The sequence below is a fragment of the Streptomyces sp. NPDC007872 genome, assembly GCF_042868165.1.
Classification (GTDB): Bacteria; Actinomycetota; Actinomycetes; order Streptomycetales; family Streptomycetaceae; genus Streptomyces.
On sequence record NZ_JBIAEA010000010.1, the window covers coordinates 92,712 to 112,369 of the forward strand.

Sequence of the window (19,658 nt, forward strand, 5' to 3'; positions counted from 1 at the left end):
CCCGCCGCCGGCCGTCGTACGGGGTTCTTCACCCTCTGTACGCGGGCGGCGGCGCGGCGGACGCCGTCCCGGTCGGGGGACGGCCGGGGTGCCGTGCGCGGCCGGACCGGGATCCGTGACGCCGGGCCCGCGAGGGCCCGGCGGGGGGACGAGCGGGGGTTACTTGATGCCCAGCTCGGTGCACTTGGCGGCGAGGTCCGCGGTGCAGAGGTCGGCGGCCTTGTAGATGCCGTCCTTGACGACCGTGGTCTGGATGTTGGTCTTGTCGACCACGACCGGCGGGAAGAGCGTGGACGGCACGCCGTCGGTGTCGCCCTGGGCGCCGAGGTCCTTGCCCTGGAGCAGGTTCACCGCGAACTTGGCGGCCTCGGGGGCGAGCTGGAGCGGCGACTTGTAGATCGTGAAGGTCTGCGTGCCGGCGATGATGCGCTGGATGCCCGCGACCTCGGCGTCCTGGCCGCCGACCGGGATGCCCTTGATGCCGGCGTTCTCCAGGGAGGTGACGATGCCGCCCGCCATGCCGTCGTTGGCGGAGTAGACGGCGCCGATCTTGGCCTTGCCGACCGAGGAGATCGCGGCGGACATCTTCTCGCCGGCGATCTTCGGGTCCCACTCGCCGGAGGCCTCGTAGGCGATCTTGCCGACCTTGCCGTCGAGGGCGGTGTGCGCGCCCTTCTTGAACAGGGCGGCGTTCGGGTCCTTCTCGTCGCCGTTGATCATCACGACGTTGGCGGTGGCGGCCTTGCCGCCGAGCGCGGCGAGGAGGGCCTGGCCCTGGAGCTCGCCGACCTTGTTGTTGTCGTGGCTGACGTAGGCGTCGGCGCCCTTGACGGCGCGGTCGTACGCGACGACCTTGACGCCCTTGGCCTTGGCGTCCTTGACCCAGCTCTCGGCCTTGGTGGCGTCCACCGGGTCGAGGGCGATGACCTTGATGCCGTCGGCGATGAACTGGTCGAACTGCTGCTTCTGCTTGACGACGTCGGAGACGGCGTTGTTGTAGACGACCTCGCAGTCGCCGCACGCGGCCTTGACGGCCTTCTCGAACTGGGGCTTGTCCAGGGCCTCGTAGCGCGAGGTCTTGTTCTCGGGAAGGAGCAGGCCGATCTTGGTCGAGCTGCCCTTGTCGCCGCTGTCGTCGCCGCCGGCCTGGCCACAGGCGGCGAGCGAGAGGGCCATCGACACCGCGGCCGTGGCTATGACGGCACGACGCGTCACTGCGTTCATTTGGGGTTGCCTCCCTGACGAGGCCGCGACGTTGCGGCCGAGGTGGCACGAAGTCAACTCGGCCGCAACGTTGCCGTCAAGAAGTAAATTCTTAACGAGATGACAACGGTGGTGTTCGTTATCTAAGTGAAGGCAAGCCGAGAGGCCGGTCCGGCGGCGGGCAGCGCACTCTCCAACAGGGTCGAATCGCCCATTTCGCTCAGGACGAGGGCGAGGGCGCCGAGCACCTCGGCGCGCCCGCCGAGGGCCCCCTGGGCCAGCGAGAGCTGCCGGGCGGCACTGGGGATCGCGTACCGCGAGACGGAGTCCCTGATGGGGGCCAGGACCAGCTCCCCGGCCTCGGCGAGGTCGCCGCCGAGCACCACCCGGCTGGGGTTGAGGAGGTTGCACAGGTTGGCGATGCCGCTGCCGATGTGCCGTCCGACGTCCGCGATCACCCGGCGGCAGCCGGGGTCGCCCTCCCGGGCCAACTGGACGACCCGCTCCATGGTCAGGTCCGGCCCGTGGCTCGGCCGGAGCAGCGGCAGGACGTAGCGGGCGGCCGTGAAGGTCTCCAGACAGCCCCGGTTGCCGCAGCGGCAGACCGGTCCCGACTCGTCCAGGGTGATGTGCCCGATCTCCCCCGCGGTGCCGCCGGGGCCCCGGTAGACCCGTCCGTCGATGACGAGCCCGGCGCCGACGCCGCTGGCCACCTTGATGTACGCCAGGTCCTTGACGCCCCGGCCGCCGCCCCAGACCAGCTCGCCGAGCGCGCCGAGGTTGGCGTCGTTGTCGACGTGCACGGGGACCCCGAGGCGGCCCGAGAGCTCCTCGGCGGGGTTGATGCCGCTCCACCCCGGCAGGATCGACGTCGAGCCGAGGGTCCCGGAGGAGACGTCGATGGGGCCCGGCACGCCGAGGCCGACGCCGATCACCTTGTCGGGGCCGATGCCGGTGGTCAGGATCAGCCGCTTGACCAGGTGTTCCGCCCGGTCGAAGCCCTCGGCGGCGGAGGCGTCGACGTCGAGCGGCTCGGCCTCCTCGGCGAGCACCTGGTGGGCGAGGTTGCCGACGGCGACCCGGAGGTGGGTGTGGCCGAAGTCGACGCCGATCACGATGCCGGCGTCGCCGGAGAGCGAGACGCTGCGGGCCCGGCGCCCGCCGGCGGAGGTGGGCGTGACCTCGACGGTGCCGCCGTCCTTCAGCTCCCGCACGATGTTGGAGACCGTGGCGGCGGACAGGCCCGTCGCCCGGGCGATCTCCGCCTGGGTGAGCGAGCCGGCCATGCGCACCGCCCGGACGACCCGTTCGAGGTTGGCCCTGTGCAGAGAAGTCTGCGAACCCGGAGTCTCCATCGACTCACTCACTCCCACCGTTTTCTCCAACATGTGAACTCTAAGGGGACGCTTTCGCCTTGGTCCCCGTCAAGACCTTGAGTGACGGAGGTGAGGGTCACACGGCGTCCGCACCGGGTTTCCCCGGGCGTCCTCCCCCGCGCCCCGGGCGTCCTCCCCGGGTCCCGGACGGCCGGAAGGGCCCCCGGCGCGCGGTGCGCCGGGGGCCCTTCGGGAGCGGTGGCGGGGCCGGTGCGGCCCCGGGGGTCACTTCACGGCGCCGGCGGTCAGACCGGCCACCACCTGCCGCTGGAAGATGATGTACGCGGCGAGGACCGGGAGCATGGCCATCACCAGGCCGGCGAAGAGGCCCGACCAGTCGCCCTTGTAGCCCTGGCTCACCGCGAGCTGGACGAGGCCCTGCGAGAGCACCTTCCGCTCCGGCTCGGTGTTGAGCACGGTCGGCAGCAGGTACTGGTTCCACTGCCCGAGGAAGTTGAAGATGCCGACGCTGATGAGGCCGGGCTTGGCCATCGGCAGCATCACCTGGAAGAAGGTCCGGGTGTGCGAGGCGCCGTCCACGAAGGCCGCCTCCGCCACCGAGGTCGGCAGGGTGCGGAAGAAGGCCGTGAGGAAGAAGACGGTGAAGGGCAGCGAGTACGCGATGTAGACGAGGATCAGGCCGTGCAGCGTGTTGAGCAGGGCCATGTTCTGCATCACGTAGAACAGCGGCACGAGCGCCAGGATGATCGGGAAGCTCATCCCCCCGATGAAGAGGAAGTAGATGAAGCGGTTGCCCGGGAAGTCGAAGCGGGCCAGGACGTAGGCCGCCATCGAGCCGAAGAGGAGCGTGCCGAGCAGCGAGCCGCCGACCACCAGGAGCGTGTTCAGGAAGTAGTCGCTCATGTGCGCCTCGGTCCAGGCGCGCGACCAGTTCTCGAAGTGCAGCTTGTCGGGCAGCGCCCACGGGGAGGTGAAGATCGCCCGGTCGGTCTTGAAGGAGGTCATGACCGCCCAGAGCAGCGGCATGATCACCATGATCGCCCAGAGGATCAGGATGCCGTGGGAGAAGACGTTGAGGGCGGCGCCCTCGCCCTTCGGCTCCTTGCGGGGCGCGGGGGCGGCCGTCTTGGTGACCACGGGGTCCGGTCCGGCCGGGGAGCCGGAGCTGTCCACTCCGGCGGGGGTCGTGTCGGTGATCTTCATCAGAACTCCAGCCGCTCGCGCCGGCCCAGCTTCATCACGACGGCCGCGAAGGCCAGCGTCACGACGAGCAGGGCGACGCCGATGGTCGTGGCGTAGGCGGCCTGACCGTCCCGGAACGCCTTCTGGTACACGTACAGCGGCAGGACGATGGTGGAGTAGTCGGGCCCGCCGCCGCTGGGACCGACGGTCATGATCTGGACGACGGCGAAGGACTCCGCCCCGAGGGCGAGGATGCCCATGTAGATCCACCCGGACTGCACGGTGTCCCAGAGCAGCGGCAGGGTGATCCGGAAGAAGGTGGTGAAGCGGTTCGCGCCGTCGAGCAGGGCCGCCTCGTAGAAGTCCCTCGGAATGGACGCCATGCCGGCCGAGAAGAGGACGACGAAGAATCCGACGGTGGACCAGACGAGGACGACCATCACGCAGATGAGGGCGAGGTCCGGGTCTCCGAGCCAGTCCGGCTGGACGCTGTCGAGACCGACGGCCTTCAGCACGGAATTGATGGCTCCGCTGTTCGGGTTGTACGCGAACTGGAAGAGCAGCGCGACGATCGCGATCGACAGCACCTGCGGGAAGAAATAGACGATCTTGTAGAAGGACGAACCGCGCACGCCGGCGATGGCCGCGCCCTTTCGGCGCCGACCGCCGACATTGAGCATGAAGGCGAAGAACAGCGCGAGGCCGACGGTCACCAGTGGCAGCACCACCGCGAAGGTCAGGCTGTGCTGGAGCGATTTCCAGAAGATCTCGTCGTCCAGCATCCTGCTGTAGTTGCCGAATCCGATCATTCCGAATTCGGGGCTCAGCCCGGTCCAGTCCGTGAAGGAGTAATAGATGGACTGGATGAACGGCCAGATGACGAACAGCGCGTAGAGCGCGAGGGGGGCCGCCAGGAACCCCACGATGAAACGGTACTTGCCGTGTTGCATTTCCTACCGACCCCGATCTTCCCGCGAGGGCGCGCCGCTCGTGCCGCGCGCTAGGGGGCCGGGGCCCGCTCCCGGTCGGCGGGAAGGGGCCCCGGCACTGCTCATCAGTGCTTGTAGTGCTTGATCGAGGAGTCCTTGGCCGCCTCGTCGGCGAACTTCTGGATCTTCTTGATCGTCTCGGCGGGGGTGGCGCGGCCGGCCATCATCTCGCCGATGCCGGCGACGCCGATCTTCTCCTTCTGGAGGGCGACGTACCAGTCCTGGAGGCGCGGGTTGACGACGTTCTGGCCGGCCTTCTCCAGGGCCGCGACGCCGGACTTCAGGCCCGGGGAGAGCTCGATGCCGTCGGTGCCGCCGTTGAGGGCGGTCAGGGACTTCACGGACTGCGTGAAGTTCTTGGAGGAGGCCTCGCTGAGCATGATGCGGAGCTGCTCCATGCCGCCCTCGGCGTTCTTCGCCTTGGCCGGGACGATGAAGGGCTCGCCGCCGGCGGCCCAGATGGTGCCGAACGGCATCTTGTCGGAGGCGTCGAGGCCGGTCGGGCCGGAGACGGCCAGGCCGAAGTCGGCCGGCATGGTCTTCGCGGCCTCGTTCTCGACCCAGGAGCCGTTCGGGATGAACAGCGCCTTGCCCTCGGTCCAGGCGGTCTGCGACTGGATGTGGTCGAGGCCGGGGGTGCCCTTGAGGACGTAGCCCTTCCGGACGAGCTCGTAGTACGCCTCGAAGCACGCCTTGACGGCCGGGTGCTCCCAGGCCTTGGGCTCCAGGTTGTCGATGGCGTCCAGGACCTCGCGGCCGCCGACCTTGCCGATCATCGGGTAGAGCGAGAAGGGGACGTAGTACGGGTGCTTGCCCGCGTATGTCCAGGCGGCGATGTTCTTCTTCTTGGCCTTCTCGCAGACGGCCAGCATCTCGTCCCAGGTCTCCGGGTACTTCGCGTCGAGCGAGTCGAGGAGCTTCTGCGAGTACCAGACGCCGTAGACGGTGTAGGCGTAGTTGAGGATCCAGCACTGCTCGCCGTCGAACTGGCCCATCTCGACGATGCCGGGCCGCAGGGTGTCGCGGACCTTCTTGCTCGGGTCGTCGACGGAGGGCGCGTCGAGCAGCGGGGTGAGGTCCGCGAGCTGCTTCTGGCCGACCAGGACGCCCATGTCCATCTGCTCGGCGCCGGAGTTGTCGATGAGGTCCGGCGGGGTGCCGCCGTTGAAGCGCGGCTGCAGGGTGGTGGTGATCTTCTGGGTCGGGGTGAACTTGACGCCGGCCTTGGGGTAATTCGTCTCGTAGACCTTGATCGCGTCCTTGGCGTACTGCTGTCCGAATCCGCCGTCGAAGAGGACGAAGTCGAGCGGCGCCGACTCGTTCACGCCGAGCGGGTTCTTGTCGGACTTCGTACCCTTCTCGACCTTTCCGTTGCCACCGCTGTCACTGCTCGCACAGGCGGACAGGAACCCCATGGTCGGTACGGAGATCAGACCGATAGCGGCGGAACGCTTGATCAGATCGCGACGGCCGAGGCCCTCATTGGTCTGTGCGGAGGTGGATCCCATGCTCAAGTCCTCGCCTTCATTCAGGACTCAGGCGGTGTACCGGTCGCCCGTTCTCAACTCGCCACAGGCGAAGGGCCCCGCCACCGCGGTCATTTGCAGCCGGGTCGTGCACGCGTCGGGCCGTCGTCGATGAACACGACGGGCTGGACGCGACAGGTATAGTCCACTTCCCTTCGCCTGAGCAAGATCGAAAGCAGGTTTCGACGGCCATCTTTCCCGAGTTGAGACCTGCGGGATAAGTACGCTGGATCTGCGGCGTTTCGTCCAACCATCCGTCCGGTGACACCCTTGACACGGACCCTGAACTACCCGTACGGGAGTGCGAAACGGCGGCCGGTCGGCCGGTCGGAACCGACCGGCGGGGCACGAAGGGCGTACGAGCGGGTTCGAAACAGGTGTGTCACAAACACGCGGACCGGTGAAGGTCCTGTGCGGGCGATCCGGGATCATGGGGGCCTGCCGTTCACCGCCCCCCGGGGGGAAGGCGGCGGAAACCGACTCGTCCCACTCGATCTGGAGTACTACGTGGCCGACTCTTCTGGCCTGAACCGCAAGGGCGTCCTGTCCCGCGTCACCGTCGCGGCGATCACCGCGGCCCTCGTCGGCACCACCACCGCCGCGGTCGCGGCCGACGCCCCGCAGCGGTCCGCGCAGTCCGCCGCCGGCGAGGCGGCCCCGCGCTTCAGCACCTTCACCGCGGCGGGCGCCGCGGTCGCGACGCCGAACAACTCGCTGTACGGCGCGACCAACTACGGCAACCTGTACCGCTACGACCTGGACGGCAGGGGCGGCCTGAAGGCGGCCGTGTCGAGCGGGTCCGGCTGGCAGTACAGCAAGTTCATCACCCAGGTGGACCACAACTCCGACGGCGCCTCCGACGGCCTCTGGTTCGTCGAGAACAACCGTCTGGGCTACATGAAGTACGGCGCCGACCCGCAGGACATCGGCGGCGGCTGGGGCATCTACAACCGGGTCCTCTCGGCCGGCAACAACGGCGGCGCGGCCGCGGACGACCTGATCGCCCGCGACAGCTCCGGCAGGCTGTACCTGTACCTGGGCTACGGCAACGGCAAGCTCGCCGGCCGCACCCTCGTCGGGGGCGGCTGGCAGATCTACGACCAGATCACCGGCAAGGGCGACATGACCGGGGACGGCAGGGCCGACCTCATCACCCGGGACACCGCGGGCCGCCTGTTCCTGTTCAAGGGCACCAACGACTACAAGAAGCCGTTCGCGGGCCGCACGCAGATCGGCTCCGGCTTCCAGATCTACAACAACCTGCTCTCCGTGGGCGACCTGAACTTCGACGGCAACGCGGACCTGCTGGCCCGTGACGGCAGCGGCCTGCTGTGGCTGTTCAAGGGCACCGGCAACGCGAGCAAGCCGTTCTACGGCCGCGTGAAGATCGGCACCTCCGGCTGGAACGGCTTCAAGATCATGTTCTGATCCTCCGGATCCCGCGCACGCCGAACGCGCGAAAGGGCCCCGCTCCTCTTCCGAGGGGCGGGGCCCTTTGCGTGCCACCGGTGTCCGGTCAGATCGTGTCAGCCACGGATCAGGTTGCGGAGCACGTACTGCATGATGCCGCCGTTGCGGTAGTAGTCCGCCTCGCCGGGGGTGTCGATGCGGACGACCGCGTCGAACTCGACGCCGGTGTCGGTGGTGACCTTCACCGTGCGCGGCGTGGTGCCCTCGTTGAGCTCCTCGATGCCGGTGAAGGAGAAGGTCTCCTCGCCGGTCAGGCCGAGGGAGTCGGCGGACTGGCCCTCCGGGAACTGGAGCGGCAGGACGCCCATGCCGATGAGGTTCGAGCGGTGGATGCGCTCGTACGACTCGGTGATGACGGCCTTGACGCCGAGGAGCGCGGTGCCCTTGGCGGCCCAGTCGCGGGACGAGCCGGAGCCGTACTCCTTGCCGCCCAGGATGACGAGCGGGGTGCCCTGCTCGATGTAGTTGCGGGAGGCGTCGTAGATGAAGCTGACCGGGCCGTCCGCCTGGGTGAAGTCGCGGGTGTAGCCGCCCTCGGTGCCCGGCGCGAGCTGGTTGCGCAGGCGGATGTTGGCGAAGGTGCCGCGGATCATGACCTCGTGGTTGCCCCGGCGCGAGCCGTAGGAGTTGAAGTCACGACGCTCCACACCGTGCTCGGTGAGGTACTTGCCGGCCGGGGTGTCGGCCTTGATGGCGCCGGCCGGGGAGATGTGGTCGGTGGTGACCGAGTCGCCCAGCTTGGCCAGGACGCGGGCGCCCGCGATGTCGGAGACCGGGGTGGTCTCCATCGTCATGCCCTCGAAGTACGGGGGCTTGCGCACGTAGGTGGACTCGGCGTCCCACTCGAAGGTGTTGCCGGTCGGGATCGGCAGCGCCTGCCACTGGGCGTCGCCCGCGAAGACGTCCTGGTAGGACTTGTTGAACATGTCCTCGCCGATGGCGTTGGCGACGACGTCGTTGACCTCGGCCTCGGTCGGCCAGATGTCCGTCAGGTAGACCGGCTTGCCGTCCTGGTCGGTGCCCAGGGCGTCCTTGGTGATGTCCACCTTCATCGAGCCGGCGAGGGCGTACGCGACGACCAGCGGCGGGGAGGCCAGGTAGTTCATCTTGACGTCGGGGTTGATGCGGCCCTCGAAGTTCCGGTTGCCCGAGAGGACCGAGGTCACGGCCAGGTCGTGGTCGTTGACGGCCTTGGAGACCTCCTCCGGCAGCGGGCCGGAGTTGCCGATGCAGGTGGTGCAGCCGTAGCCGACGAGGTTGAAGCCGACCTTGTCGAGGTACGGGGTGAGGCCCGCCTTGTCGAAGTAGTCGGTGACGACCTTCGAGCCCGGGGCGAGGGTGGTCTTGACCCACGGCTTGCGGGTCAGGCCCTTCTCCACGGCCTTCTTCGCGACGAGCGCGGCGGCGACCATGACGTACGGGTTCGAGGTGTTGGTGCAGGAGGTGATCGCGGCGACGGTGACGGCGCCGTGGTCGATCTCGTAGGTGGAGCCGTCGGGGGCGGTGACGGTGACCGGGTTCGACGGGACCGCGCCGCCGGTGCCCTCGGCGTGCTGCGGGGCGCCCGCGCCGTTCTCCTGGCTGCCGTAGGCGGGGGCGTCGGAGGCCGGGAAGGACTCGACGCTCGCCTCGTCCACCGGGGAGGCGGCGGTGCCGGCCTCGGCGGTCGGGACCTCGACGTAGTTGAGGACGTCCTTGGCGAACTGCTCGGCGGCGTTCGCGAGGACGATGCGGTCCTGCGGGCGCTTCGGGCCGGCGATGGAGGGGACGACCGTGGAGAGGTCGAGCTCCAGCTTCTCGGAGAAGTCGGGCTCGGCGGCCGGGTCGAGCCAGAGGCCCTGCTCCTTGGCGTACGCCTCGACGAGCGCGACCTGCTGCTCGGAGCGGCCGGTGAGCTTGAGGTAGTTCAGGGTCTCGCCGTCGATCGGGAAGATCGCGGCGGTGGAGCCGAACTCCGGCGACATGTTGCCGATGGTGGCGCGGTTCGCCAGGGAGGTGGCGGCGACGCCCTCGCCGTAGAACTCGACGAACTTGCCGACGACGCCGTGCTTGCGCAGCATCTCGGTGATCGTGAGGACGAGGTCGGTGGCGGTGGTGCCGGCCGGCAGCTCGCCGGTCAGCTTGAAGCCGACGACGCGCGGGATGAGCATGGAGACCGGCTGGCCGAGCATCGCGGCCTCGGCCTCGATGCCGCCGACGCCCCAGCCGAGCACGCCGAGGCCGTTGACCATGGTGGTGTGCGAGTCGGTGCCGACGAGCGTGTCGGGGTACGCCTGGCCGCCCCGGACCATGACCGTGCGGGCCAGGTGCTCGATGTTCACCTGGTGGACGATGCCGGTGCCGGGCGGGACGACCTTGAAGTCGTCGAAGGCGGTCTGGCCCCAGCGCAGGAACTGGTAGCGCTCCTTGTTGCGGCCGTACTCCAGCTCGACGTTCTGGCCGAAGGCCTCCTTGGTGCCGAACTTGTCGGCGATGACCGAGTGGTCGATGACCAGCTCGGCCGGGGAGAGCGGGTTGACCTTCGCCGGGTCGCCACCGAGCTCCTTGACGGCCTCGCGCATGGTGGCGAGGTCGACGACGCAGGGCACACCGGTGAAGTCCTGCATGATCACGCGGGCCGGCGTGAACTGGATCTCCTGGCTGGGCTGGGCCTGCGAGTCCCAGTTGCCGAGGGCCCGGATGTGGTCGGCGGTGATGTTCGCGCCGTCCTCGGTGCGGAGCAGGTTCTCCAGGAGGACCTTCAGGCTGTAAGGGAGGCGCGCGGAGCCCTCGACCTTGTCCAGCTTGAAGATCTCGTACGACTCGTCGCCCACGCGCAGCGTGCTGCGGGCGTCGAAGCTGTTCGCCGACACGACAGTCTCCTTCATCAATGTGCGCGTACTACCGTCATGCTGCCGCCACGACCCCTCGCGGATCCGTTAAGGTAGGGCTAAGTTAGGTAACCCTTACCGGACGGGCGGCCACGGTGCGCCGTAAGCAGTTATCTCGATGTCGAGATAACTCTAGTGCATCCCCGTCGTTCGGTCATGCCCGGGCGCCCGCGAAGTGCGGGATGTCGCACCCCGGGGCGCGCCCCCGCGTCGCGCCGCCGTGCGCCCGTGACGGCGCCAGGACGCGAACACGAGCACGTCAGGGCGCTCGCCCCCGCCCCGCCGTGCCCCGTACGGACGCGGACGAGTGGCCGTCCCGGCGCGGGGGGCCGAGGATCGGACCATGTTCAGCGGCGTGCACGTGACCTTCTACAGCCGGGACGCGGAGGCCGACCGCGCCTTCCTCCAGGACGTCTTCGGCTTCGAGCACGTGGACGCGGGGGGCGGCTGGCTCGTCTTCAAGCTGCCGCCCGCCGAGATCGCGATGCACCCCACGCGGGACGGGCCGCGGCACGAGGTGTACCTCATGTGCGACGACCTCACCCGCACCCTGACGGTCCTGGAGGACCGGGGGGCGGAGATCTCGCGGGCCATCACCGACCGGGGCTGGGGACTGCTCGCGGCCGTCCGGCTGCCGAGCGGCACGGAACTCCCCCTGTACGAACCGCGTCACCCGACCGCGCACGACCTTTCACCCTGACGGCCCACCCCCGATCCGATCTTCATCTCATATCTGAGATAACGTGACGCCATGGCAGACGACTACCTCGTACGCATCGGCAGGCTCATCCGTGACGCCCGGCAGCACCGCGGCTGGACCCAGACGCAGCTCGCCGAAGCGCTGGCCACGAGCCAGAGCGCCGTCAACCGGATCGAGCGCGGCAACCAGAACATCAGCCTTGAGATGATCGCCCGGATCGGCGAGGCCCTCGACAGCGAGATCGTGTCGCTGGGGTACGCGGGCCCCATGCACCTCCGGGTCGTCGGCCGGCGCCGGCTCTCCGGCGCCATCGACGTCAAGACCAGCAAGAACGCGTGTGTCGCGCTGCTCTGCGGATCGCTCCTCAACAAGGGCCGCACGGTCCTGCGCCGGGTCGCCCGCATCGAGGAGGTCTTCCGGCTCCTGGAGGTCCTCAACTCCATCGGCGTGCGCACCCGCTGGATCAACGAGGGCGTGGACCTGGAGATCGTCCCGCCGGCCGAGCTGGACATGGAGTCCATCGACGCCGAGGCCGCGATCCGCACCCGTTCGATCATCATGTTCCTCGGCCCGCTGCTGCACCGCATGGACCGCTTCCGGCTGCCGTACGCCGGCGGCTGCGACCTCGGCACGCGCACGATCGAGCCCCACATGATCGCCCTGCGCCGCTTCGGACTCGACGTCACGGCCACCGAGGGCATCTACCACGCCCAGGTCGAGCGCTCGGTCTCCCCCGGCCGCCCGATCGTCCTGACCGAGCGCGGCGACACGGTCACCGAGAACGCGCTGCTCGCCGCCGCCCGGCACGACGGCACGACCGTCATCCGCAACGCCTCCTCCAACTACATGGTCCAGGACCTCTGCTTCTTCCTGGAGGCGCTGGGCGTACGGGTCGACGGGATCGGCACCACCACCCTGACCGTGCACGGCGTGCCGCAGATCGACGTGGACGTCGACTACTCCCCCTCCGAGGACCCGGTCGAGGCGATGAGCCTGGTGGCCGCCGCCGTCGTCACCGAGTCGGAGCTGACGATCCGCCGGGTGCCGATCGAGTTCATGGAGATCGAGCTCGCGGTCCTGGAGGAGATGGGCCTCGACCACGACCGCTCGCCCGAGTACACCGCCGACAACGGCCGCACCCGCCTGGTCGACCTGACGGTCCGCCCCTCCAAGCTGGAGGCGCCGATCGACAAGATCCACCCGATGCCGTTCCCGGGCCTGAACATCGACAACGTCCCCTTCTTCGCGGCCATCGCGGCCACGGCGCAGGGCAAGACCCTGATCCACGACTGGGTCTACGACAACCGGGCCATCTACCTCACGGACCTCAACCGCCTCGGCGGCCGCCTCCAGCTCCTGGACCCCCACCGCGTCCTCGTCGAGGGCCCGACCCGCTGGCGCGCCGCCGAGATGATGTGCCCGCCCGCCCTCCGCCCCGCCGTGGTCGTCCTCCTCGCGATGATGGCCGCCGAGGGCACGTCGGTCCTCCGGAACGTGTACGTCATCAACCGGGGGTACGAGGACCTGGCGGAGCGGCTGAACTCGATCGGGGCGCAGATCGAGATCTTCCGGGACATCTGAGGACCACCGGGGAAAGGGCCACGCGCCTCCCCCGGGCCAGGACCCGCACGCGGCCCCGGGCGTCGTCGCCCGGGGCCGCGTGGTCGTCAGGGCGGGTCCAGGTGGGCGTCAGCGCGGGGCCAGGTGGCCGTCCGGGTCGTGGAGTCGGGCGGGTCGGGCGGTGAGCATCGGGCGGACGGCGTGTTCCGGCATGCGGATGACCAGGGGGCGGGCGAGGGTCGTCTCGCGGGTCGCCGTCGCGGTGGTGCCGGAGCGGATCCTGCCCGTGACCCGGGCGACCGCCCTGACGTCCAGGGTGAACTGGACCAGGACCGACCGGCTCTTCGGCTTGTGGACCGGCATCGAGCCGGAGGAGTTGGCCGTGGCGTCGGTGGTGCCGCCCGAGCCGCCCGCGTTGGCCATGAGCTGGTTGAGCCGGAACTGGTCGGCGTTCAGGAGCCCGGCGCCCACCAGGCCGCGGGCCGACCTGCCGTGGTCGGCGGCGCTCTGGCCGTCCCGCTGGGTGGGGCGCATGCCCTCCAGGTGGCTCTGGCCGATCGTCTCGAAGGCCATCTTGTCGCCCGCGCCGAGGACCCGGCCGTCGCGCAGCCGGGCGTGCAGGGACGCCCGCAGGTCCTGGCCCTCCGCGCCGGAGGCGTGCACCGGGGGCAGGTCGGCGCCCGCCGAGGTGAGCAGGGGCAGGGCGGCGATCATCCACTCCGTGGAGACCGCCTCGTTCAGGGCGTACGCGGCGGCCCGACCCCGGTCGCGGAAGCGCGCCCCGCCGCCCGCCCCCCGGATCGCGGACGTCAGGAGCTGCCGCACCTGGGTGACGCCGTGGAAGCCGTTGACCTGGGCTTCCATCGGCAGGCTCGCGCCGCTCGCGCGCCAGGCGGCCGGGTCGGCCGGAGCTCCCGGGTCGGGGGCGTGCGAGCCGCGGGCGACCGCCGCCACGTCCCGCTCCGGTAGTTCGGCCCGGGACAGCGCCTCCAGGTCGGCGCGCAGGACGCGGTGGGTGAGCGTCAGGCCGTCCAGCCGGGCGAGCGCCACCCGGGTGCCGCCCCGGTACAGCTCCAGGCTCGCCCGGACCGGCACCCGCATCCTCGCCACCGCCGCCGCACCGGCGTCCGCGACCGTCTTCATGCCGAGCTGGCCCCGGCTCACGGCGCCACGGCGGCGTGACGCGCCGGACGCGAGGGCGGCGCCGGCCGCTCCGCCGGTGCTCTTCACCTGCCCCGTACCGCCGTCCGGTTTGCCGGAGCCCGCCAGGACGCCCTCGACGCCGGTGGTCGTGCCCTCGTCGTGGGAGGTGGCCCGCTGGGCGACGGCGGAGGTGATGTACTCCATGTCCCGCCGGTCCTTCGCGTCCCCGAGGAACGCGCCGTCGCCCACCCGGTCGACCTTGAACACCGCCCAGTGCGGGGTGCGGCGGCCGTCGAGGAGCTCGACGGTGACCCCGCCGTCCATGGCACCGGACAGCAGCCCCGCCGAGCCGTCCCGGTCCAGGACGCGCAGCAGCCGCCGCACGTTGTCGTTGCGGTCGTCGAGCTGCCGGCGGGGCAGCAGGGTGTCAGCCAGGTCCTGGCGCCGGGTGGCGACGAGGCGTTCCCGCAGCCCCGCGAGCAGCGGTACGAAGTCGGGGAGGTCCTCGATCATGCCGAAGCCGAGCGGGAGTTCGCGGCGGAAGGCGGGGCCGGTGGTGGTGGTGGGCGGTGCGGCCGGGGAGGAGCCCTCCGGGCCGGTGGTCCGTTCGGTGGTCGTCCGTTCGGCGGCCGTTCGCGAGCTCTCCGCCGGGCTCTCCCCCCGCGGCGCGGACGACGCCGCGGAGGGCTGTGCGCCGGGCCGCGGGCGGCGCCGCAGTGCCTCGGGCAGTTGCTCCTCCGTCAGCCACACTCCGGCCGCCACGGGGAGCGTCCGGGCGCCCGTGGCCACGTAGGGGCCGCCGCCGGTCACCTTGACCTCGGCCACCATGGTGACCAGCAGGTCGCACTGGACCAGGTGCAGCGGGCCCTTCTTCGGGGTGTGGGCGTTGCGCTCGACCGTGCCGGACAGGGCGTGCGCCTCCGTGTCGCCCCCGCTCCTCGTGCGGAACGTCGACAGGCCCTGCCCGGCCCGCCACGTGGTGCCGGTCTCCGATCCGGTCGCGCCGACCTGCACGGTGCTGCTGGTGCCCCGCCCGGTCTGCCCCGCCGACTGGTGGCCGCCGAGCACGAAGGTCTCGGTGCCCGGGCCCTCGGCGGTGTGCACGAACCGGGGGTTGGCGAGCGCCAGGCGGGTGCCGACCGCGCCGTCGAGGGCGGCCAGGCGGCGCGGGTGGCGGAGGTTCTTCACGACCCAGCCGGAGGACGCGGCCTGCCGCAGGGCGGCCTGGACGGCCCGTTCGCCGAACCGTTCCTCGATCGCGAGGCGCGGCGCGAGTCCCTCGGTGGCGAGGGCCGGGTCCTCGCGCAGCCCCCGGTTCCGGGCGGCGGCCCGGGACAGCAGCGCGAAGGCGAGCTCCCGTACGGGCTGTGCGTCGACGGCCTCCACCAGTTGCCAGTCGCGCAGGACCGGTCCCGCTCCGGCTGCCGGGGCGAGACCGGCCAGGTCGCCGATGCCCTCGGCGGCGACGGTGGCGGCGGCGGGCGCCGGCGCCGCACCGGCCGCGAGCGCCGCGTCGGCCCGGTCCTTGCCCTCCCGGTCCAGGGTGAACTCGGCCGGCGTGAGGAGCCGTACGTCCTGGCTCCCCAGGTTCGTGTACGTCAGCGTCTCGGCCTCCGGCACGTCCCGGCCCGGCGCGCCGACCGTGAGGCCGCGGGCGAGCTTGCGGGGCCGGGAGGTCATGGTGGCCTCCACGTCGAGGTGCAGGGCGGCGCGGAAGGCGGCGGCGGTGTCGGACCCGTTGGCGACGACGTCCGTGCGGCCGGTGGGACCCGCCTGGTCGCGGTGGGAGCCGGAGCTGTGCCGCTCGTAGCGGGCCCCGGCGGTCAGGACGCCGGGGATCAGCCGGGCCTGCCCGAGCACCAGGCCCCCGATCGAGCGCGAACTGCTGCGCCCGCTCTGCGTGCCGGTGCCCACGGTGGCGTGGCTGCGGACCGACCAGTCCTTGACGTCGCCCTCGTAGGCGGTGTCGCCCAGGCTGCCCCGGACGAGGATCTGCACGTCGTGGGAGTGCATCGTGGTCTTGCGGCGCAGGCGCACCCGGATGCCGGTGGACAGCAGTTGGTCCTTGTTGACCCGGAGGTTGGTCTCCGAGAGGGCGGCCGTCAGCTCGCGGTGGTTGCGCCGCTGGGTCTCGGCCTCCTCGTCGCCGATGCCGGGGGCGGGCGCGGTGGTGCCGAAGGCGGGCAGGTAGCCCGCGAGACGGGGGTCGGTGGCGAACATCCGCAGCACGGCGCGCACCATCGGCCCGGTGTCGACCTGGCTCAGGGCGACGCTCGACCCCTTCCCGTCGTACGGGAGGTGGCGTTCCAGCTCCTGTTCCTCGCCGTTCTCGTCGACGCGCCTCGGCTTGCTCACGAAGTCCCCTGCGGTCACCCCCGTCGGCAGCGGCAGCCCGAACGAGCGGGCCTCGTCGGCCCGGAGGCTGATCCACACGTCCATGGTGTGGACGGCGACCCGGGTTCCGGGACGCAGGATCGCCTGGATCGAGCGGGGTCCCGTGCCCTCGGCGGTGAACGTCACGGTCCCGGAGTAGAGCACCTTCTCCCCCTTGACCTCGGCGCCCTGGCGGCTCGCGACGCTCTGCTCGGCCACCGTGAAGCGTGCCTTGCGGGCCGCCGCGACCGGCATGGCGGTGGCCCGGACGACGGCCGCGTTCGCCACCGCGCCGACGCCGATCGCCGGTCCCAGGCCCGCCTGCACGGACCGGCCCTTGCCCGCGGCGTCGGTCACCGCGGTCTGGCCGTGCTGGTGGGTGCGCAGTTGGGTCCTGCCGGTGCTCCAGGCCGGGGAGAGGCCGGTGATCGCGGCGCGCATCCGGTAGCCGCCGGCCGTCCTGCCGTCCTTGGAGTACAGGTCCTCGCCGGTCACGCCGTCGCGCAGCAGCCGGGGCAGGTCCTCCAGGACGGTCGCCGTGGAGGTCGCCTCGTACAGCCTGCCCCGGCCCGGCGCCCCGGGCTCGGTGAGCGAGGGGTGCAGCACGGAGGCGACGGCGTCGAACAGGCCGCGGCCCGACCGGTGGGGTGCCGCGTCGTCGGTGACGGCGACCGGTGCCAGCGAGTCGGCGAGGGAGACGCGGCGGCCGGTGTCCGCGGACACCGGCACGGGCGGGGCGGGGTCCTCGGTGCCCACCGGGACCAGGTGTTCGGTCGGCACGCGCTGGAGGAGCGTGCCGGAGTCCCGGAAGGTCTGCGCGTCGTCGGTGCCGTGCCGCCGGACGCGGACCTCGTAGCGGACCTGGCGGCGCACCTCGACCGAGCCCTTGTCGCTGCGCAGCACGCGGGGTTCGGCCACGGTCGTCTGCCGCCGGGACTCGCGGGAGGACTGCCAGGGCTGGGCGTTGAGGGTGGCGGCGCCTCCGAGCCACAGTCCGGGCGCGACGGGCGCGAGCCCGAAGGCGAGGCCGCCGGCGCCCTTGCTCGACGAGCCGCCGCTCGAACTGCCGACGGTGACGGCCGAGTTGTGGTGGACGTCGAGTTTGGTGTCCTTGCCCACCGGGTCGTCGAGGGCGGCCTGCGGCACGCCGTCGGTCCCCGCGGAGGCGGTGGACAGCAGGTCCTTCGGCTGGAAGACGGGCGGCCGGTCGGCGGGGGCCCGGGAGATCCGTACGGTGACGTCGTACGACTCCGCGTCCGTGCGGCCCTCCACGGCGAAGGCCCGCCCCTGCCCGTAGAAGCTCTCCGGGCGCCCGGCCAGTTCCTCCGCGATCACCGCGACCGTGCCGTCGGCGTGCCCGACGGCCGCGGACACCGCGTGCCGGACGAACTCGTGGCCGGTCAGCCCGTACGTCGAGGACAGACCGCCCGCCTGGAGCCGCAGCAGGTACGGCGGCAGGACGAAACCGGTCTCGGTGCGCTCCTCGATGTCCGGCAGCGCAGGTCGGGCGCCCCGGTTCCGGTTCCTGCCCACGGCCCGGGAGGCGACCGCGTTGCCCGCGGTGCGCTGGAGGGAGAGCAGCGGGTGCGCGGCCCCGGCGGCGAGGGCGTCCGGAGGCGCGGTGCGGGACGCCCGGTCCGCCCGCTCGGACGTGCCGGTCCTGCCGTCCTCTGACTGCCGCTGTGTCCGCACGGGGTCAACGTAGCCACCGGCGGGGCGGGGCACGGCCGGTCCCGCGCCTCCCGGCCGATTCGCCTTCTCCGCTCCCCGGTTGCTTCAACTCCCGTACTCCCGAACGTCATCCAGGAGCGGAGGATCCGCTTCAGCTCCTCTGGAAGAACTCCACCTCCGCCAGCGCCAGATGACGTCCCCCGGACAGGTTCACCGGCGACCGCAGCGTCAGGCGGACCGTCGTGGCGTCGCTGATCCCGGTCTGGATCGTGTGCGGGACCGGCTTGTCGCTGAGGGCGAGTTCCTTGACGTGGCGGGTGCCGTCCGCCGTCGTCACCTCCAGGTCCACCTGGAGCGCGCGCGCCTGGCGGGCGTACGCCTCCGGGGACGTGGACGCGCCGTTGGTGATGATCAGGTCGACCAGCCGGAACGGCTTGCGGAAGGTGTACGTCACCGAGGCGCCCGGCCCGGGGGCCGCCCAGTACTTGTTGTTCAGGCCGTCCGTGGTGTTGGTCGCGGGGTGCCCGGGGAGCGCGCCGCTCGCCTCGGTCCGTACGGGGGTGATGGGCGTGGCCTTGCCCAGCTTGTCCCGGACGTCCTCGATCAGGGCGCGTCCCGCGGGCAGCAGGAGGAACCCGGCGGCGCACAGCGCGAGCACGACCGCGAGGATCACGGCGAGGCGCACCCCCCGCCCCGAACCCGCCCGTGCCCGGCGCCGGAACGGCCACACCGTCCGCCACCACGGCAGCGGCGCGGCCTTCGGCTCCGGCCGCAGCTCCGCGGCGCAGCGCCGGCAGAACCTCCGTTCCGGCCGGTTGGGCGTCCCGCACACCGGGCAGGGCCGCCCGCTCCCCTCGTCCTCCACCGCCGCGGGTCGTACGACCGGACGGGGCGCGACGGCCTTCGCCGGGAGCACGGGCAGGATCGGGTCGCGGGCGGGCGGGGGCGCGGGGGCGGTGGGGGTGCGCGGGGCCGTGGGAGTGCGCGGGGCCGCGGGGGAGGCGGGGGCGCGCGGCGGCCGGGCGGCCGTTCCCGGGGCGGGTGCGGGTGCCGTTTCCGGGGCGGGTGCGGGCGCGGGTGCCGTCCCCGCGCCGGATGCCGGGGCGGGTGCGGGTGCGGACGCCGGATCGGCTTCGGCGGAGCGTCCGGCGTCCTCGGTGCGTACGGGTTCCCCGGTGCCGGTCGGCGGCGCGTCCGAGGTCCGGGCGGCCCGGGTCCGGGCGAACCGGGTCCGGGCCGTCCTGGTGAGGGCCGCCCGGGTCCGGGCCACCGCCGTGTCCGGTGCCGCCGTGTCCGGTGCCGGGGCGCCGGGCGCCGGGGCATCCGGTGCCGGGGCGCCAGGTGCCGGGCTGTCAGGCAGCGAGGCGCCGGGCGCCGGGGTACCAGGTGCTGGGGTGCCGGAGGCCGAGGTGCCGGAGGCCGGGGCGTCGCGCTCCCCCTCGTCGCCCGGCCCGGTGCGCGTCCCGGTCGGGGCTCCGTCGCCCGGTGCGGCGTCCGGCGCGGCGTCCGGCGCGCCGGAGGGGGCCGCAGGCACCGGGGCTTCGCCGGGGGCGGTCACGGCCGGTCCCCCGCCCCCGTCCGGGCCCGTGCTCCCGCGCCCACGGGTGCGGGCCGGTCCGCCCGCACTGTCCGCA

At 71.7% G+C, this 19,658-nt stretch carries 11 protein-coding genes; 3 read left to right on the top strand and 8 right to left on the bottom strand.

What is annotated here, in order from left to right:
- Positions 1-159: 159 nt before the first annotated feature.
- The 5 genes from ACFYNX_RS29210 to ngcE all read right to left on the bottom strand — a co-directional run bounded on the left by ACFYNX_RS29210 (position 160) and on the right by ngcE (position 6,219).
- A complete protein-coding gene (locus tag ACFYNX_RS29210; RefSeq protein WP_365541711.1) occupies positions 160-1,224 on the bottom strand; it encodes a substrate-binding domain-containing protein in 1,065 nt (354 codons plus the stop codon).
- Between the two features lie 122 nt (positions 1,225-1,346).
- Positions 1,347-2,558: an ROK family transcriptional regulator gene (locus ACFYNX_RS29215; RefSeq protein ID WP_365541713.1), complete on the bottom strand. Its 1,212-nt coding sequence runs from the start codon at positions 2,556-2,558 to the stop codon at positions 1,347-1,349.
- Between the two features lie 246 nt (positions 2,559-2,804).
- On the bottom strand, positions 2,805-3,743 hold the full coding sequence (locus ACFYNX_RS29220; protein WP_388665618.1) for a carbohydrate ABC transporter permease: 939 nt from the start codon (positions 3,741-3,743) through the stop codon (positions 2,805-2,807).
- Positions 3,743-4,672, bottom strand: coding sequence for a sugar ABC transporter permease (locus ACFYNX_RS29225; protein WP_365541717.1), 930 nt, complete (start codon positions 4,670-4,672; stop codon positions 3,743-3,745). The genes ACFYNX_RS29220 and ACFYNX_RS29225 overlap by 1 nt, the downstream gene beginning before the upstream one ends.
- Positions 4,673-4,776: 104 nt before the next feature.
- Positions 4,777-6,219: an N-acetylglucosamine/diacetylchitobiose ABC transporter substrate-binding protein gene (gene ngcE / locus ACFYNX_RS29230; RefSeq protein WP_388665620.1), complete on the bottom strand. Its 1,443-nt coding sequence runs from the start codon at positions 6,217-6,219 to the stop codon at positions 4,777-4,779.
- 525 nt (positions 6,220-6,744) lie between these two features.
- Here ngcE and ACFYNX_RS29235 point away from each other — a divergent pair.
- Positions 6,745-7,665 carry an FG-GAP repeat domain-containing protein gene (locus tag ACFYNX_RS29235; protein ID WP_388665622.1) on the top strand — a complete coding sequence of 307 codons (921 nt, stop codon included), beginning with the start codon at positions 6,745-6,747 and terminating at the stop codon, positions 7,663-7,665.
- 98 nt (positions 7,666-7,763) lie between these two features.
- Here ACFYNX_RS29235 and ACFYNX_RS29240 read toward each other — a convergent pair whose 3' ends face one another.
- Positions 7,764-10,559 (bottom strand): aconitate hydratase, encoded by a 2,796-nt coding sequence (locus tag ACFYNX_RS29240; RefSeq protein WP_388665624.1) that lies wholly within the window; start codon positions 10,557-10,559, stop codon positions 7,764-7,766.
- 361 nt (positions 10,560-10,920) lie between these two features.
- Between ACFYNX_RS29240 and ACFYNX_RS29245 the strand changes: the two genes are divergently transcribed.
- Positions 10,921-11,277: a VOC family protein gene (locus ACFYNX_RS29245; protein WP_365541724.1), complete on the top strand. Its 357-nt coding sequence runs from the start codon at positions 10,921-10,923 to the stop codon at positions 11,275-11,277.
- Between the two features lie 51 nt (positions 11,278-11,328).
- Positions 11,329-12,858 carry a UDP-N-acetylglucosamine 1-carboxyvinyltransferase gene (locus tag ACFYNX_RS29250; protein WP_365541726.1) on the top strand — a complete coding sequence of 510 codons (1,530 nt, stop codon included), beginning with the start codon at positions 11,329-11,331 and terminating at the stop codon, positions 12,856-12,858.
- A gap of 108 nt (positions 12,859-12,966) precedes the next feature.
- On the opposite strand, the gene ACFYNX_RS29255 is transcribed toward ACFYNX_RS29250, so the two are convergent.
- Both ACFYNX_RS29255 and ACFYNX_RS29260 read right to left on the bottom strand, forming a co-directional pair.
- Positions 12,967-18,045 (bottom strand): hypothetical protein, encoded by a 5,079-nt coding sequence (locus ACFYNX_RS29255; RefSeq protein WP_388665627.1) that lies wholly within the window; start codon positions 18,043-18,045, stop codon positions 12,967-12,969.
- A 130-nt stretch (positions 18,046-18,175) separates the two neighbouring features.
- Positions 18,176-19,582, bottom strand: coding sequence for an NADase-type glycan-binding domain-containing protein (locus ACFYNX_RS29260; RefSeq protein ID WP_388665629.1), 1,407 nt, complete (start codon positions 19,580-19,582; stop codon positions 18,176-18,178).
- Positions 19,583-19,658 lie beyond the last annotated feature (76 nt).